Source organism: Streptomyces sp. NPDC003011, from assembly GCF_053591515.1.
This window is the reverse complement of record NZ_JBSFTY010000067.1, coordinates 1-14,369: the sequence shown is the minus strand read 5'-3', so window position 1 is coordinate 14,369 and position 14,369 is coordinate 1. Positions and strand designations below refer to the sequence as shown.

The 14,369-nt window shown below is 73.4% G+C and carries 14 protein-coding genes; all 14 read left to right on the top strand.

Annotated features, from left to right (window positions below):
• Positions 1-82: 82 nt before the first annotated feature.
• The 14 genes from zapE (at position 83) to ACWD0J_RS29500 (ending at position 14,096) form a co-directional block, all read left to right on the top strand.
• On the top strand, positions 83-1,189 hold the full coding sequence (gene zapE / locus ACWD0J_RS29565; RefSeq protein ID WP_451498904.1) for a cell division protein ZapE: 1,107 nt from the start codon (positions 83-85) through the stop codon (positions 1,187-1,189).
• Positions 1,190-1,402: 213 nt separating this feature from the next.
• The gene (locus ACWD0J_RS29560; RefSeq protein WP_451498903.1) at positions 1,403-1,792 is read left to right on the top strand and encodes a hypothetical protein; all 390 of its coding nucleotides are present in this window, start codon (positions 1,403-1,405) and stop codon (positions 1,790-1,792) included.
• Between the two features lie 75 nt (positions 1,793-1,867).
• Positions 1,868-2,446 carry a carbonic anhydrase gene (locus tag ACWD0J_RS29555; protein ID WP_451498930.1) on the top strand — a complete coding sequence of 193 codons (579 nt, stop codon included), beginning with the start codon at positions 1,868-1,870 and terminating at the stop codon, positions 2,444-2,446.
• A gap of 8 nt (positions 2,447-2,454) precedes the next feature.
• Entirely contained in the window at positions 2,455-3,945 is a 1,491-nt protein-coding gene (locus ACWD0J_RS29550) for a SulP family inorganic anion transporter (RefSeq protein WP_451498902.1), read from the top strand.
• 102 nt (positions 3,946-4,047) lie between these two features.
• The gene (locus ACWD0J_RS29545; RefSeq protein WP_451498901.1) at positions 4,048-4,848 is read left to right on the top strand and encodes a slipin family protein; all 801 of its coding nucleotides are present in this window, start codon (positions 4,048-4,050) and stop codon (positions 4,846-4,848) included.
• Between the two features lie 94 nt (positions 4,849-4,942).
• Entirely contained in the window at positions 4,943-6,331 is a 1,389-nt protein-coding gene (locus ACWD0J_RS29540; RefSeq protein WP_451498900.1) for a PhoX family protein, read from the top strand.
• Between the two features lie 103 nt (positions 6,332-6,434).
• Positions 6,435-7,319 (top strand): PPK2 family polyphosphate kinase, encoded by an 885-nt coding sequence (locus ACWD0J_RS29535; protein ID WP_451498899.1) that lies wholly within the window; start codon positions 6,435-6,437, stop codon positions 7,317-7,319.
• 28 nt (positions 7,320-7,347) lie between these two features.
• On the top strand, positions 7,348-8,862 hold the full coding sequence (locus ACWD0J_RS29530; protein ID WP_451498898.1) for an FAD-dependent oxidoreductase: 1,515 nt from the start codon (positions 7,348-7,350) through the stop codon (positions 8,860-8,862).
• Between the two features lie 204 nt (positions 8,863-9,066).
• Positions 9,067-9,918 (top strand): polysaccharide deacetylase family protein, encoded by an 852-nt coding sequence (locus ACWD0J_RS29525; protein ID WP_451498897.1) that lies wholly within the window; start codon positions 9,067-9,069, stop codon positions 9,916-9,918.
• Positions 9,919-9,936: 18 nt separating this feature from the next.
• Positions 9,937-10,116 carry a hypothetical protein gene (locus ACWD0J_RS29520; protein WP_451498896.1) on the top strand — a complete coding sequence of 60 codons (180 nt, stop codon included), beginning with the start codon at positions 9,937-9,939 and terminating at the stop codon, positions 10,114-10,116.
• 124 nt (positions 10,117-10,240) lie between these two features.
• Positions 10,241-10,957, top strand: a complete 717-nt coding sequence (locus ACWD0J_RS29515) for a peptidyl-tRNA hydrolase (protein WP_451498895.1) — start codon at positions 10,241-10,243, stop codon at positions 10,955-10,957.
• Between the two features lie 540 nt (positions 10,958-11,497).
• Entirely contained in the window at positions 11,498-12,859 is a 1,362-nt protein-coding gene (locus ACWD0J_RS29510; protein ID WP_451498894.1) for a DUF692 domain-containing protein, read from the top strand.
• A gap of 238 nt (positions 12,860-13,097) precedes the next feature.
• On the top strand, positions 13,098-13,220 hold the full coding sequence (locus tag ACWD0J_RS29505; protein WP_451498893.1) for a hypothetical protein: 123 nt from the start codon (positions 13,098-13,100) through the stop codon (positions 13,218-13,220).
• A gap of 102 nt (positions 13,221-13,322) precedes the next feature.
• Entirely contained in the window at positions 13,323-14,096 is a 774-nt protein-coding gene (locus tag ACWD0J_RS29500) for a TIGR04222 domain-containing membrane protein (protein WP_451498892.1), read from the top strand.
• Positions 14,097-14,369 lie beyond the last annotated feature (273 nt).

Genomic DNA, 14,369 nt, shown 5'->3' with positions numbered 1-14,369 from the left:
AGGGAAACGTCACTTCTGCACGGCGGGCCCGCACCGAAGGCGCCGCCCCGCCCGCTCCGGGCAGGGCCTAGCATGGGTGACCGTGTCTACCACCCCCGCCGCGTCCGGATTCGGCCCCACGGCCGACGCCGCCCCGCTGTCCCTGTGCGCCCGCGAGCCGCATGTCCCCGCGGACCGGCTGGTCGCCGAGATGGTGCCGCCGCCGCGGTTCGACTCGGTGCGGTTCGACACGTACCTCCCCGACCCGAACCAGCCCAGCCAGACCGAGGCGGTCCGCGTTCTGGCGGCCTTCGCGGCCGGGCTGGGCGGAGCGCACGCCACCGGCGCCGGCAAGCGCGGCTTCTTCGGCCTCGGCCGGGCGAAGGCCCCGAAGACACCCGCCGGACCCCGCGGCGTCTACCTCGACGGGGGATACGGCGTCGGCAAGACGCACCTGCTGGCGTCGCTGTGGCACGCCACCCCGGCCGAGCCCGCGCTCAAGGCGTTCGGCACGTTCGTGGAGCTGACCAACCTCGTCGGCGCCCTCGGCTTCCAGCAGACCGTGCGGACCCTTTCCGGCCACCGCCTGCTGTGCATCGACGAGTTCGAGCTGGACGACCCCGGCGACACGGTGCTCGTGTCGACCCTGCTCGGCAAGCTCGTCGACGCGGGCGTCGCGCTGGCCGCCACCTCCAACACCCTTCCCGGCAAGCTCGGTGAGGGCCGCTTCGCGTCCGCCGACTTCCTGCGCGAGATCCAGGGCCTGTCCGCCCACTTCCGCGCCCTGCGCATCGACGGCGAGGACTACCGCCACCGCGGCCTGCCCGAGGCCCCGCCCCCGTACAGCGACGAGCAGGTCACCCGGGCCGCCCACGCCACCCCGGGCGCCTCGCTCGACGCCTTCCCGCAGGTGCTGGAGCACCTCGCCCGCGTCCACCCCAGCCGCTACGGCGCGCTGACAGACGGCCTGCGGGCCGTCTGCCTCACCGACGTCCGGGCGGTGCCCGACCAGTCGACGGCCCTCAGGCTCGTCGTGCTCGCGGACCGGCTCTACGACCGTGAAGTCCCGGTGCTCGCCTCCGGGCTGCCGTTCGACCGCCTGTTCAGCGAGGAGATGCTGAACGGCGGCTACCGCAAGAAGTACTTCCGGGCGATCTCCCGCCTCACCGCCCTGGCCCGGGACGCCAAGGGACTCGTCCAGCCGAACTGAGAACTGACGGCCCTTTACCCGATCGGTTCCCCCAAGATCAAGAGCGGGTTCCGGCCACCCCACCCGCACCCTTCAGCCTCTCTTCAGCTCGAAACGTTAAGTTAACCCTGCAAACAACTTTGCCGGGCTAAGGTGTTTCTTGACTAGTCATTGACCAACCGTTGGTCTGGACTAGAGACAGGCTGGAGACGCGAATTACCTGAAGGGGGGCACATGTTCCGAGGTACGACCGTACGGACCGCACTCGGGCTCCTCACCGCCGCCCTTCTCGCCCTCCAGCTCTTCGCACCCACCGCGTCCTTCGCAAGCGCGCACACCGGCCGTCAAGCAGAGGCCAAAGCTCAGCCCGGATTCAAGCTTCCCGGCAAGGCGTTGCGCGACGAGACCGCCGCGCAGCGTCACTGCGACCCCGCAGGCGACCCGACCGGTCCCCTGCGCACCCGCGACCGGCATCGCGCCGTCGATGTCGCCCCCGAGGGACCCGAACGCCCCACGCAGGCACCGGATCCGTCGGCCGCACCCCACCCCGTGCCCAGCGCGCCCCGGCTGTCGAGACCCCCGACAGCCCACTCCCCGGCCGCACTCCAGGTCTTCCGCTGCTGACAGCAGCGCAGTCCCCCCACTTCTGTCATGTACGTCCGACGCGCCGCCCTGGCGCGCCAGGAGGAGTCACCACATATGCAGCCCCTCATCGACAACGCCCGCACGTTCGGACAGCGCCCTGAGGAGTTCGCCAGACTGGCCGAAGGCCAGTCGCCGCAGGTCCTGTTCATCACCTGCTCCGATTCCCGGGTCGTCCCGGCTCTGATCACCGGCGCCCGGCCCGGCGAGCTCTTCGAGCTGCGCACCGCGGGCAACATCGTCCCCCCGTACGCCTCCGAGCACCCCACCAGCGAGGCGGCCACCATCGAGTACGCCGTGGAGGTGCTGGGCGTCCGCGACATCGTGGTCTGCGGGCACTCGCACTGCGGCGCCGTCGGCGCCCTGGTCCGCGGCGACGACCTGACCGCCGTACCGGCCGTGCGCGACTGGCTCACGCACGCGACGCCGCGCCCCACCGGCGCGGTCGAGGACCCGTGCGTGGCCGAGGGCGTGCAGAACCACGTCCTGGCCCAGGTCCTGCGCCTGCGCTCCTACCCCTTCATCGACAAGAAGCTGGCGGAGGGTCAACTCACCCTGCACCCCTGGTACTACGAGGTTCACACGGGATCGGTCCTGACCCACGACGTGTCCTGCGACACCTTCCGCGCGCTGTGAGGCCGGCCATGGAGAAGCAGACCAGGTTCCCCCACCTGCGGCAGGACTTCGCCGCGTCCCTCGTCGTCTTCCTCGTCGCCCTGCCCCTGTGCGTGGGCGTCGCCGTGGCCTCCGGTGTCCCGGCGGAGCTCGGACTTGTCACCGGCATCGTCGGCGGCATCATCACCGGCCTCATGCGGGGCAGCAGCCTCCAGGTCTCCGGACCGGCGGCCGGCCTGACCGTGCTCGTCTACGAGGCGGTGACCGAGTTCGGACTGCCCGCGCTCGGCGTGATCGTGCTGGCCGCCGGCCTGTTGCAGCTCGCCATGGGCGCCCTGAAGCTGGGGCGCTGGTTCAGGGCGATATCCGTCTCGGTCGTCGAGGGCATGCTGGCCGGTATCGGCCTCGTGATCATCGCGGGCCAGCTGTACGCGGCGGCCGGCCTCAAGGCTCCGTCCTCCGGTCTCGACAAGATCATCGGGCTGCCCGGGGCCGCCGCCGACGCGCTCGGCAGCACCGCGGCACTCGCCTCGCTCGCGATCGGCGCGGGCACCATCGCGGTGATGGTGCTGTGGAAGAAGCTGCCGAAGAAGGCGCAGACGGTTCCGGGCGCGCTCGCCGCGGTCGTCCTGGCCACGCTGATCACGCTCGCGTTCAGCCTGCCGGTCGCCACCGTCGAGGTGAACGGCCTGCTGGACTCCATCCAGCCGCCGGGCACCGAGGCCTTCGGCGAACTGGCCAACCCGGCCCTCCTCGGCACGATCCTCGCCTTCACCCTGATCGCCTCCGCCGAGAGCCTGTTCAGCGCCGCCGCGGTGGACCGGCTGCACGACGGTCCGCGCACCGAGTACGACAAGGAGCTGATGGCCCAGGGCGCCGGCAACGCGGTGTGCGGGGCGCTCGGCGCGCTGCCGATGACCGCGGTCATCGTGCGCAGCTCCGCCAACGTCCAGGCGGGCGCCAAGACCAAGGCGTCCCGGGTGATGCACGGTGTGTGGCTGCTGCTGTTCGCCGCGCTGCTGCCGTCGACGCTGGCGCTGATCCCGCTGCCCGCGCTGGCCGGCATCCTGGTGCACGCCGGCTGGAAGCTGATCCCCTTCCGCGGGGTCGTCTCGCTGTGGCGGGGGCACCGCGGTGAGGCGCTGATCCTGGTGATCACGGCGGTGTCCATCGTCGCGGTGAACATGTTCGAGGGCGTGTTGATCGGTCTGGCCTTGTCCGTGGTCAAGACCGCCTGGCAGGCCTCGCACCTCAAGATGGAGATCGTCGACAAGGGCGCCGGCCCCGTCCAGGCGTACCTGTCGGGCAACGCGACCTTCCTGAGGCTGCCGAAAATACTCGACAGTCTGGAGGCGCTGCCCCAGGACCGCCCGGTCGAGCTGGACCTGTCCGGGCTGCACCACCTGGACCACGCCTGCCGTACGGCACTGGAGAACTGGGCCGAGCGGCACAGCGCGGTCGGCACCGAACCCGTGCGGGTCACCGCGCTGGAACCGGGGCGGCTCACCACCGCGTCGTGAACCCTCAGGTGCCCGGTCCGGAGCCGCTCATGGCCCCGGACCGGGCGCCGGGCATATCGTTGCAGGAGCAGACAGAGCGGACCTCTGGACGAGGAGGCCGGGATGCTCCAGGAACTGTTGACGGCGGCTGTGGCGACCGGTACCGCGGGCGTGGTCTACGTCGCCTCGGCGGCGCGGGTCGTCAAGCAGTACGAGCGCGGGGTGGTCTTCCGGCTCGGGCGGCTCGCCGGACACGTACGGCCGCCGGGTTTCACGCTGGTGATCCCGTTCGTGGACCGGCTGCACAAGGTGAACATGCAGATCGTCACGATGCCGGTGCCGGCCCAGGAGGGCATCACCCGCGACAACGTGACGGTGCGGGTGGACGCGGTCGTGTACTTCAAGGTGGTCGACGCGGCGAACGCGCTCGTCCAGGTCGAGGACTACCGGTTCGCCGTCTCGCAGATGGCGCAGACCTCGCTGCGTTCGATCATCGGCAAGAGTGATCTGGACGACCTCCTCTCCGACCGCGAGAAGCTCAACCAGGGCCTGGAGCTGATGATCGACAGCCCGGCCGTCGGCTGGGGCGTGCAGATCGACCGCGTCGAGATCAAGGACGTCTCCCTGCCGGACACGATGAAGCGCTCCATGGCCCGGCAGGCCGAGGCGGACCGTGAGCGGCGGGCCCGGATCATCAACGCGGACGCCGAACTCCAGGCGTCGAAGAAGCTCGCCGAGGCCGCGCAGCAGATGCAGGACACGCCCTCCGCACTCCAACTGCGGCTGCTGCAGACGATCGTGGCGGTCGCCGCCGAGAAGAACTCGACGCTGGTCCTGCCCTTCCCGGTGGAGTTGCTGCGCTTCCTGGAGCGGGCACAGGAACACCCCGCCGACCAGTCACGGGAGCACCCGGCCGACCGGTGACACGTTCTACGCGCGTGTTCCCGTGGCTGACCAGTAGGTGGTAGACACGGCGGGGTCACAGGTTCCTGTCCGCCAGCAGGAAGGTCGTCACCCCATGTCCGAACCCACCGAGACCGCCGCTTCCTCCCGCCGCCAAGTGCTCGCCCGCACCGGCGCGTTGGGCGTCTCGATCGCCTTCGCCGGAAGCCTCTCCGAACTCTTCGCGGGCACCGCCGCCGCGCAGACCCTCGGTCACACCGGCTACGGCCCCCTGGTCCCCGATCCCAGGGGCCTGCTCGACCTGCCGAAAGGATTCCGCTACCGGGTCCTCTCCCGTGAGGGCACCCCGCTGCGCTCCGGTGAGGGCCAGGTCCCCTCGAACCACGACGGCATGTCGGCCTTCCCCGGCAGACACGGCCGCGTCCACCTGGTCCGCAACCACGAGAACCGCAACACCGCCGCGATTCCCGTCCCGACGGTCGAGGGCCTCACCTACGACCCGGCGGGCAAGGGCGGTTGTACGGCCCTGACGCTGGACTCCCGCGGCGACGTGCTGTCGGAGCGGGTCGCCATCGCCGGTACCGCCGTCAATTGCGCGGGCGGTCCCACGCCTTGGGGCACCTGGCTGACCTGCGAGGAGACCGAGGACAAGGCGGGCACCAACGGCTACACCAAGGACCACGGCTTCATCTTCGAGGTCGACGCGGCCGACCCGCGCCGCTCCGGCGCCGTCCCGCTGACCGCGATGGGCCGCTTCCAGCACGAGGCGATCGCCGTCGACCCCCGGCGCGGCGTCGTCTACGAGACCGAGGACGCCTTCCTGAGGCCCTTCGGCCTCTTCTACCGCTTCCTGCCCGACCGGCCGCTGGGCGGCCTCGGTTCGCTGCGCGCGGGCGGCCGACTCCAGGCGATGCGCGTGCCCGGCGTCCCCGACCTCTCCTCGATCCAGGAGACGGGCGCCTGCTTCGACGGTGTCGAGTGGGCCGACGTACCGGACCCGCTCGCCGCCGAAACCCCCATCCGGCTCCAGGACTTCGGCCCGAGGGGCATCACGCACGCGCAGAAGCTGGAGGGCTGCTACTGGGGCGGCACGAGCGTCTACTTCGTGTCGTCGTTCGCCCGCAGCGCGGAGGGTTCGGCGGCCGACCACTACGGCCAGATCTGGCGCTACGACCCGTCGGCGCGCCGCCTGACCCTGGTGGTCGTCTTCGGCCCGGACACCGACGTCCAGCTCCCCGGCGAGTCCCCGGACAACATCTGTCTCACCCCCAGCGGCGGCCTGATGGTCTGCGAGGACGGCAACGGCGCCCAGCACGTCTACGGCGTCACCCGGCGCGGCGAGGTCTACCCGATGGCCCGCAACCGCCAGGACATCGGCACTCCTCAGGAGCCGGAGTGGGGCGAGTTCGCGGGCGTCACCTTCTCCCCGGACGGCAGGACGATGTACGTCAACTGCTACAGGCCCGGGACGACGTTCGCGGTGACGGGACCCTGGCGCGGGTAGCCGCGCCGGTGGCGCGGGAGCCCGGGCGGCAGGGCCCGGCTCCCGTGTCGCGGCCCCGGCCGCCGCGCCGCAGGATCGAGGAACCGACCGGAAGGGGTGCCCCGTGGGCGAGAAGCGCGCGAAGTCCCGCACACGCGAGGAGCCGGACCTGCGCGGGCTGCTGCGTGTGCCCGGCGGCGAGCCGGTCGACCTGAGCGGGTACGACACCCGGGCGGCCACCGCCGGCCCCGGGGACAAGTCCGCGGGCCGGGCGGCCACCGCGGCGATCGGCGCGCACCTCGCCGGCCTCCAGGAACGCCTGTGGGCGGCGGGCACGGCGGGTGACCGGCGCCGGGTCCTGCTGGTGCTCCAGGGCATGGACACCAGCGGCAAGGGCGGCACGGTCAAGCACGTCGCCGGGTACTTCGCCCCGTCCGGCTGCCGTGTCCGCGCGTTCCAGGCACCCACCCCCGAGGAGCGCCGGCACTCCTTCCTGTGGCGCGTCGAACAGGCCCTTCCGCACCCCGGCGAGATCGGCGTCTTCGACCGCTCGCACTACGAGGACGTCCTGATCGCCCGCGTCCGCGCGCTAGCCCCGTCCGCCGAGATCGAACGCCGCTACGACCGGATCAACCGCTTCGAGCGGTCCCTGGCCGGCGACGGCGTGACCGTGGTCAAGTGCTTCCTGCACCTCTCCTACGACGAGCAGCGCCGCCGTCTGCTCAAACGCCTGGACCGGCCGGACAAGCGCTGGAAGTTCAGCCCGTCCGACATCGACGACCGCGCGCTGTGGCCCGCGTACCAGCGGGCGTACGAGATCGCCCTGGAGCGCTGCTCCACGCCGGACGCCCCCTGGTACCTGGTCCCGGCGGACCGCAAGTGGTACCGGAACTGGGCGGTGAGCCGACTGCTCCTGGAGCACCTCAGGGCGCTGGACCCGCACTACCCGAAGGCGGACTTCGACGTGGCCGAGTGCCGTGAGCGGCTGCTGGCGGACCCGCCCCACTGAACCGGCCGCGACGGGGTACCCGACCCGCATGACCGAGAATCCCCACGTCAGCGGCTCGTACTGGCTCCAGACCGCGCCCGGCCCGGACCGGCCCGCGCTGGCGGATGACCTCACGGTGGACGTGGCCGTCATCGGCGCCGGAGTGGCCGGGCTGAGCACGGCCTGGGAGCTGACGCGGGCCGGGAAGCGCGTGGCCGTGCTGGAGGCCGGCCGGGTCGCGGCCGGCGTCACCGGGCACACCACCGCCAAGGTGACCGCGCTGCACACCCTGATCTACGACAAGCTGCGCCGCACCCGGGGCCCCGAGGGGGCGCGGCTGTACGCCCGCTCGCAGTCCGAGGCGATCGAGCGCGCCGCGCAGATCGCGGACGAGCTGGGCGTCGACTGCGACTGGGAACGCCGGAGCGCGTACACGTACGTCTGTGACGCGGGCCGGGTGGAGGAGCTGCGGGCCGAGGCGCGGGCCGCCCACGAGGCCGGGCTGCCGGCGTCGTTCGTGACGGAGACCGGGCTGCCGTTCCCGGTGGCGGGCGCGGTGAAGGTGACCGGGCAGGCGCAGTTCCATCCGCGCACGTACCTGCTGGCGCTCACCGACGACCTGGTCGCGCGGGGCGGGCAGGTGTACGAGCACACCACGGTCGTCGGCCTGGAGGAGGGCGAGCCGTGCCGGCTGACCACCGACACGGGCGTGACGGTGACCGCCCGGGACGTCGTGGTCGCCACGCACTACCCGCTCTTCGACCGGGCCCTGCTGTTCGCCCGGCTCTCCCCGCGCCGCGAGCTGGTCGTCGCCGGGACGATCGCCGCCGACCGGGACCCGGACGGCATGTACATCACTCCGGACGAGGGCACCCGCTCGGTGCGTACCGCGCCGCACGGCGAGGACCGGCTGCTCATCGTCACCGGGGAGCACTTCACCCCCGGCACCGGCAACACCCGGGCCCGCTTCGAGCGCCTGTCCGACTGGGCCGCCGAGCACTTCCCCGACGTCACGCTCACCCACGCCTGGGCCACCCAGGACAACGACCCCACGGACACCGTGCCGCTGGTCGGCCTGTTCCACCCGGGCGCCCACCACACCTACGTCGCCACCGGCTTCGGCGGCTGGGGCATGAGCGGCGGGATGATGGCGGGCCGGCTGCTCACCGCCCAGATCACCGGCGAGCAGTGCGCGTGGAGCGAGCTGTACGACCCGCGCCGGCTGCGCTCGGCCGTGCGCGAGGCCCCGTCGTTCCTGAAGACCCAGGCCGAGGTGGCCCGCCACTTCGTCGGCGACCGGCTGCGGCCCGCACCGCCGGTCGAGTCCCTGCCGCCCGGCGAGGGCGCCGTCGTCCGCGTCGGCGGCGAACGCCTCGCGGTGTACCGGGACGAGGCCGGTCACCCGCACGCCGTCTCCGCGCGCTGCACCCACATGGGCTGCCTGGTCGCCTTCAACGCCGCCGAACGCGCCTGGGAGTGCCCCTGCCACGGCTCCCGCTTCGACACGGACGGCAAGGTGGTCCAGGGCCCGGCGGTCCGGCCGCTGGAGCAGCGGGACATCTGAGCGGGACCCGGGTGGGGGCGCCGGGCGGCGGGACACCGACGAGTTCCTCCACGGCCGGCGGCTGCCGGGTCACGTCTCCCACGGGGCGGCACTCGGCCGCCGCGCGGATCGCCTCGCCGAGCACGGTTCCGGCGCGGCGCCGAGCGGGTGACCTCTCCGACGGGTCGGCACCCCTGGAAAAACCGATCACCATACCGTCGTACCGTGATCACTCCCGTACGCCGTGTCACGGTCGCCTGCGTCCTGAGCGCCACCCTCGCCGCCCTCGCCGGGTGCGGCACCGCCCAGGCCCCGCGGGCCGCCCGGCCGGCCCCTTCCGCGCCCTCCGCCGTGCCGTCCCGGCCGCCCACGCTCGCTCCCGGCCCCGCCGGCCTGACGCCCGTCTTCGAGAACGGCCCGCGCACGCACGGCAGGACGGTCGCGCTCACCTTCGACGCCGACATGACCGCCGGCCAGGGCCGGCGGGCCGCGGCGGGCGAGCGGTTCGACAATCCGCGGCTGATCGCCGCCCTGCGGGCGCTGAAGGTGCCGGCCACGGTGTTCATGACCGGCCGGTGGGCCGAGCAGTACCCGGCGCAGGCCCGCTCCATCGGCCGGGACCCGCTCTTCGAGGTCGCCAACCACTCCTACAGCCACTACGCCTTCACCGACGACTGCTACGGCCTGCCGACCGTGCCGAAGGACGCGATGCGCGCGGACGTGGAGCGCGCGTACGGCGCCTTCCGCGAGGCCGGGGTGCCGGATCCGATGCCGTACTTCCGTTTCCCCGGCGGGTGCTACGACCGGCGGGCCCTGAAGGCGCTGACCCCGGCCGGTGTCACCGCCGTGCAGTGGGACGTGGTCGGCGGGGACGCGTTCGCGACGGACGCGGACGCCGTCGCCCGGCAGGTGCTGGAGGGGGTGCGGCCGGGTTCCGTGGTCGTCATGCACTGCACGACGAGCGCCGCCCCGACGACCGAGCGGGCGGTACGGACGATCGTCCCCGAGCTGCGCCGGCGCGGCTTCCGGTTCGTGAAGGTGTCCGAGCTGATCGGGGCCGCGGGCGACCGGCGCTGACCGTCCTACGCTGGACACATGAGCGAGGACGACTACTGCCTGATCGACGCGGCCCGGCCGCCCAGGGCCGACGGGCCGCCGTACGCGGAGTGCGTACTGTGCGGGAAGCCGACGGAGTACCCGGAGTCCTACAAGGGCATCACGCTGTGCCCGGTCTGCGAGTGGCAGGAGGCGCAGCGGACGGCGTGCTCAGGGTGACCGGCGGGAGCCGGAGGACATCACGGCGTGGGGCCGGTACGGACCGGTCGGGCCTGCTCACGTCCGCGCGGCGGAGCCGCACACCGGCGCCGCCCCGTGCCCGTGAGGTTGGCAGACTGTGCCCGTGAGCCATGACGTGACGCCCGTGAATGACAGCCCCTTCCGGTCCGAACCCAGCACCCGCGATCACGCCCCGCAGTTCGTGCTGCCGCTGGTCGTCCGGATCGAGAAGGGCGCGCCCCCTGCCCGTACCGACGCCCTGGAGACCGCCGCCCGGGCCGTGCTCGTCCTGCTCGGCGACGAGCGGTCGGCCGGTGAGGGTGAGTGGGCGGGGGCCGTGCGGGACTGGCAGGACGCCCGGATCCGCAAGGTGGTGCGGCGGGCCCGCGGGGCCGAGTGGCGGCGGGCCGAGGCGCTGCCCGGGATCACGGTGTCGGGGAAGTCGGCGGAGGTACGGGTCTTCCCGCCCGTGCCGCTGGACGGCTGGCCCAAGGACCTGGCACGGCTCCAGGTGTCCGGGACCGACCTCGACGATCCCGAGCCGCCGGTCGACGCGGACCCCTCGGCACCCGTGCTCTGGCTGAACCCGGACCTGGACATGTCGGCCGGCAAGGCGATGGCGCAGGCCGGTCACGGCGCCCAGCTCGCCTGGTGGGGGCTGTCGGACGAGGAACGGCACGACTGGCGCGACGCGGGCTTCCCGCTCGCGGTGCGCACCGCCGACCCCGGCCGCTGGGATGAACTGACCACCAGTGGACTGCCGTTGGTCCGGGACGCCGGTTTCACCGAGATCCCCGCCGGGTCCAGCACGGTGGTCGCGGACCATCCGGCGCTGCGGTGATCCGTCCCGACGGCCGGGGTGAACGGGCACCCGCACCCGCACCCAGCGCTCGGTGCCGCACCGCACCGCGCGCCCGGCTTCGCCCCCGCGCGCGCCGGGACTGACGCGGCGCGGAGTGTGCGCGCGCCAGCCGTACGAGGCGTGGCCCGACCGTCCGGAGCGGGACCGTCCGGAGCGGGACCGTCCGGAGCGGGGGCTTCTCCGGGTGCTCCGGGTGCTCCGGGTGCTCCGGGGTGATCACGGGTGATCCGGGCGGCACGGTGCCGAGGGCGACCGCGCGACGTCTTCCTCCCCGTGAGTCCCTCCGGGGTTCTGAACGCCACGGCCCCCGTCCGCGTATCTCCTGGCGCCGGGCCGAGCGACACCACGGACCACGCGGCACGGACCCTGCGTCGGCCGGCGCCCCGGACCCGAAGCTCAAATGTTGCTCTGAACGTTCCCGCCGCGGGGTTCGGGCGCGGATGCCGGGGCCATACCCCCGTCACGCGTCACGCCCGGGGAGGCGACACCGCACAGCCGGAGGAAGCCGAAGAGGGGACCATGGAGCGACTGGGGACGGGCATCGGATGGCGGCCGGAGATCGCGGACGCCGTGGAGCGCATGCCGGGCATCGACTGGGTCGAGGTCGTGGCCGAGAACGTGTGCCCGGGGCACCTCCCGCCGTCGCTGCTGCGCCTGCGCGAACGCGGGGTCACGGTGGTCCCGCACGGCGTCTCCCTCGGCCTCGGCGGCGCGGACCGCCCCGACCGCGACCGGCTTGCGGCCCTCGCCGAACGGGCCGAGGCGCTGGGCTCACCGCTGGTCACCGAGCACATCGCGTTCGTCCGGGCCGGCGGCCCGCTGACCGCGTCCCCCCTCCTGGAGGCCGGCCACCTGCTGCCCGTGCCGCGCACCCGCGACGCCCTCGACGTGCTGTGCGAGAACGTCCGTGTCGCGCAGGACGCGCTGCCGGTACCGCTGGCCGTGGAGAACATCGCCGCGCTGATCTCCTGGCCCGGTGAGGAGATGACCGAGGGGCAGTTCCTGTACGAGCTGGCCGACCGCACCGGCGTACGGCTGCTCATCGACGTGGCGAACCTGCACACCAACCACGTCAACCGCGGCGAGGACCCGGCCGAGGCGCTCGCCGACCTGCCCCTGGAGGCCATCGCGTACGTCCATGTCGCGGGCGGCTTCGAGCGCGACGGCGTCTGGCACGACAGCCACGCCCACCCGGTCCCCCGCCCGGTCCTCGACATCCTGACCGACCTCGCGTCCCGCGTCTCCCCGCCCGGTGTGCTGCTGGAGCGCGACGAGAACTTCCCCGCGCCGGCCGAGCTGGAGAGCGAGCTCGGAGCGATCCGGGACGCCCTGGAGAAGGGCGACGCGAAGGGCGGCGCGAAGGGCGGCGCGAAGGGCGGCACATCTTCCGGAACCCGGGCCTGCGGCACCGGCACCGGCACCGGCTCTGCGTCCGCTGCGGCCACCGCCCCGGCTCCGGCCGACGACCTCACCCGTCAGCGCCTCGCCCTCGCGCAGACGGCCCTGCTGTCCGCGCTGGTCGCGGGCACCCCCGTCCCGGAGGGCTTCGACCGGGTGCGGCTGGGCGTGCAGGCCCGGGCGCTCGCGGCGAAGCGGGCGGACGTCGTGGCCAAGGTCGCCCCCGAACTCCCGGCCGTCCTGGGCGCCGCCTACCGTCCGGCCTTCCTCGCCTACGCCCACGGCCGCCCGATGGCGCACGGCTACCGCCGGGACGCCCTGGACTTCGCCGAACAGGTCCTGCTGGCCGGGCGGGTGGAGGACGCGGGCGTGCGGCGGCAGCTGCGGGAGTGGTGGCTGGAGCGGTCGGGTCCGGCACCGAGGTCGCAGCGCCCGGCGGCGCGGCTGGCGCGCGCCACCCGGCGGGTGCTGCTGCGGCGTTGATCGAGCCCACGGCGAACACTGCCGGTCCGACACCGGCTTGGACGTGCCGAACGCCCGAGCCCGACGACCGGCAGCGGTGGCTCTCGACGCTGACCGCGGCCCAAGAGGCCGACCGCGACGGGCAGTTCGCCGGCATCCTTCCGCCGGCGCACAGCCCGGTGCTCTCCGTCGTCGCCCAGGTACGGTCCGCACCCGCGACGCGCTCGTCCGCGCCCTCGCCGACGACGCCGACCCGACCGTGCTGGACCACATCACGGTCCTGGAGGCCACCGGCCACGTCGACTTCGACGCGCCGGCCCGGGACATGGCGGCCGGCGGCATGCCCCCGCCGGCCAACTCACCGGCGTCCCGCACCTCCTGACCGCGTCCTTCGCCCACCGGAACGTCACATACCGACAACACTCCGCCCGGATGGTGAAGCAGGCATGGCGTCGCACGCACCGGGTCGCATAGAAAATTGCATATGTTCTGGGCCCTTCTTCTGCTGATGGCCTGGGCCGCCGCCGGCACGGCGTGTACGCGGCTGTGCCTGGCCGCCGTACACGCGGCGGCCGTCGACGCGGGCGCGGGCCGGGCACACGATCTGACGCTGTACGAGGCCGCCTTCCTGTCCGGCGGCCCCCGCCGGGTCGCCGATCTGACCCTTGTCTCCATGGCGCGCCAGCGGCGGCTGCTGCTCGCCCGCACCGGCTGGGCGACCGTCGTCGACCCGCGCGGGAGGGACGACATGGAACGGTCGGTGATAGGCGCCATCGGGCCGGAGGGCCAGTCGCGCATCGCCCCGGTGCGGGCCGCCGCGGCCACCGCGGACGCCGTGCACGGCATCGCCGACCGGCTGGTCAGCGCGGGGCTCGCCGTCCCCGACGGCGCCCGGGCGGGGGTCGTCTCCGGGATCCGCCAGGTGCGGCTGGCCGCGGTGGCCGTCGTCGTGCTGGGCGCCGTCGCCCTGCTGACGCCCGTCCAGTCGGACATGCCGCGCGTTCTGGTCGCCCTGTGGTTCGGGCTGCCCCTCGCCCTCAGTCTCAGCTGCCTCGCCATCGCGCAGATCGAGGTGCACCCGTACTCCCGCTGGGCCTCGCCGGCGGGTCAGCGGCTGCTCGGCGCGCTGACCCGGCGCGCCGCCGGGGACGACCGTACGGATCTCACGTCCGTGGCCGTCCACGGCATCCGCGCGGTCGGCGAACCGGACCTGCGCGCGGCGTTCGCCCACAGCGAGCCACAGTACTGGCGCGCTTAGCGGCGCCCCGGGGGCGCACGGGAGCATTGGGGCCGACACCGGCGGGCGGTGCTTGCCTCGGCCAACGGGCGGACGAACCATCCCTTTTGTTGCTTCCGTGCACCGAAGGGATACGCGATGAGAGCCCCCGCCCTCTACTCGGCCGCCGGGTCCTTGCTCCTGACCGCGCTCACCGCCGGCCCCGCGGCCCCCGCCGGCGGCGCGCCGGCGGTCCCGGGTGGAAGGACAAGGCCACCGGACGCACCTACGCCCTGGTCAGCCAACGCGAACGCA

Coding starts and splice junctions, on each gene's coding strand:
- ACWD0J_RS29560 (WP_451498903.1), top strand. CDS start 1,403: ATGTTCCGAGGTACGACCGTACGGACCGCACTCGGGCTCCTCACCGCC.
- ACWD0J_RS29555 (WP_451498930.1), top strand. CDS start 1,868: ATGCAGCCCCTCATCGACAACGCCCGCACGTTCGGACAGCGCCCTGAG.
- ACWD0J_RS29550 (WP_451498902.1), top strand. CDS start 2,455: ATGGAGAAGCAGACCAGGTTCCCCCACCTGCGGCAGGACTTCGCCGCG.
- ACWD0J_RS29545 (WP_451498901.1), top strand. CDS start 4,048: ATGCTCCAGGAACTGTTGACGGCGGCTGTGGCGACCGGTACCGCGGGC.
- ACWD0J_RS29540 (WP_451498900.1), top strand. CDS start 4,943: ATGTCCGAACCCACCGAGACCGCCGCTTCCTCCCGCCGCCAAGTGCTC.
- ACWD0J_RS29530 (WP_451498898.1), top strand. CDS start 7,348: ATGACCGAGAATCCCCACGTCAGCGGCTCGTACTGGCTCCAGACCGCG.
- ACWD0J_RS29520 (WP_451498896.1), top strand. CDS start 9,937: ATGAGCGAGGACGACTACTGCCTGATCGACGCGGCCCGGCCGCCCAGG.
- ACWD0J_RS29510 (WP_451498894.1), top strand. CDS start 11,498: ATGGAGCGACTGGGGACGGGCATCGGATGGCGGCCGGAGATCGCGGAC.
- ACWD0J_RS29500 (WP_451498892.1), top strand. CDS start 13,323: ATGTTCTGGGCCCTTCTTCTGCTGATGGCCTGGGCCGCCGCCGGCACG.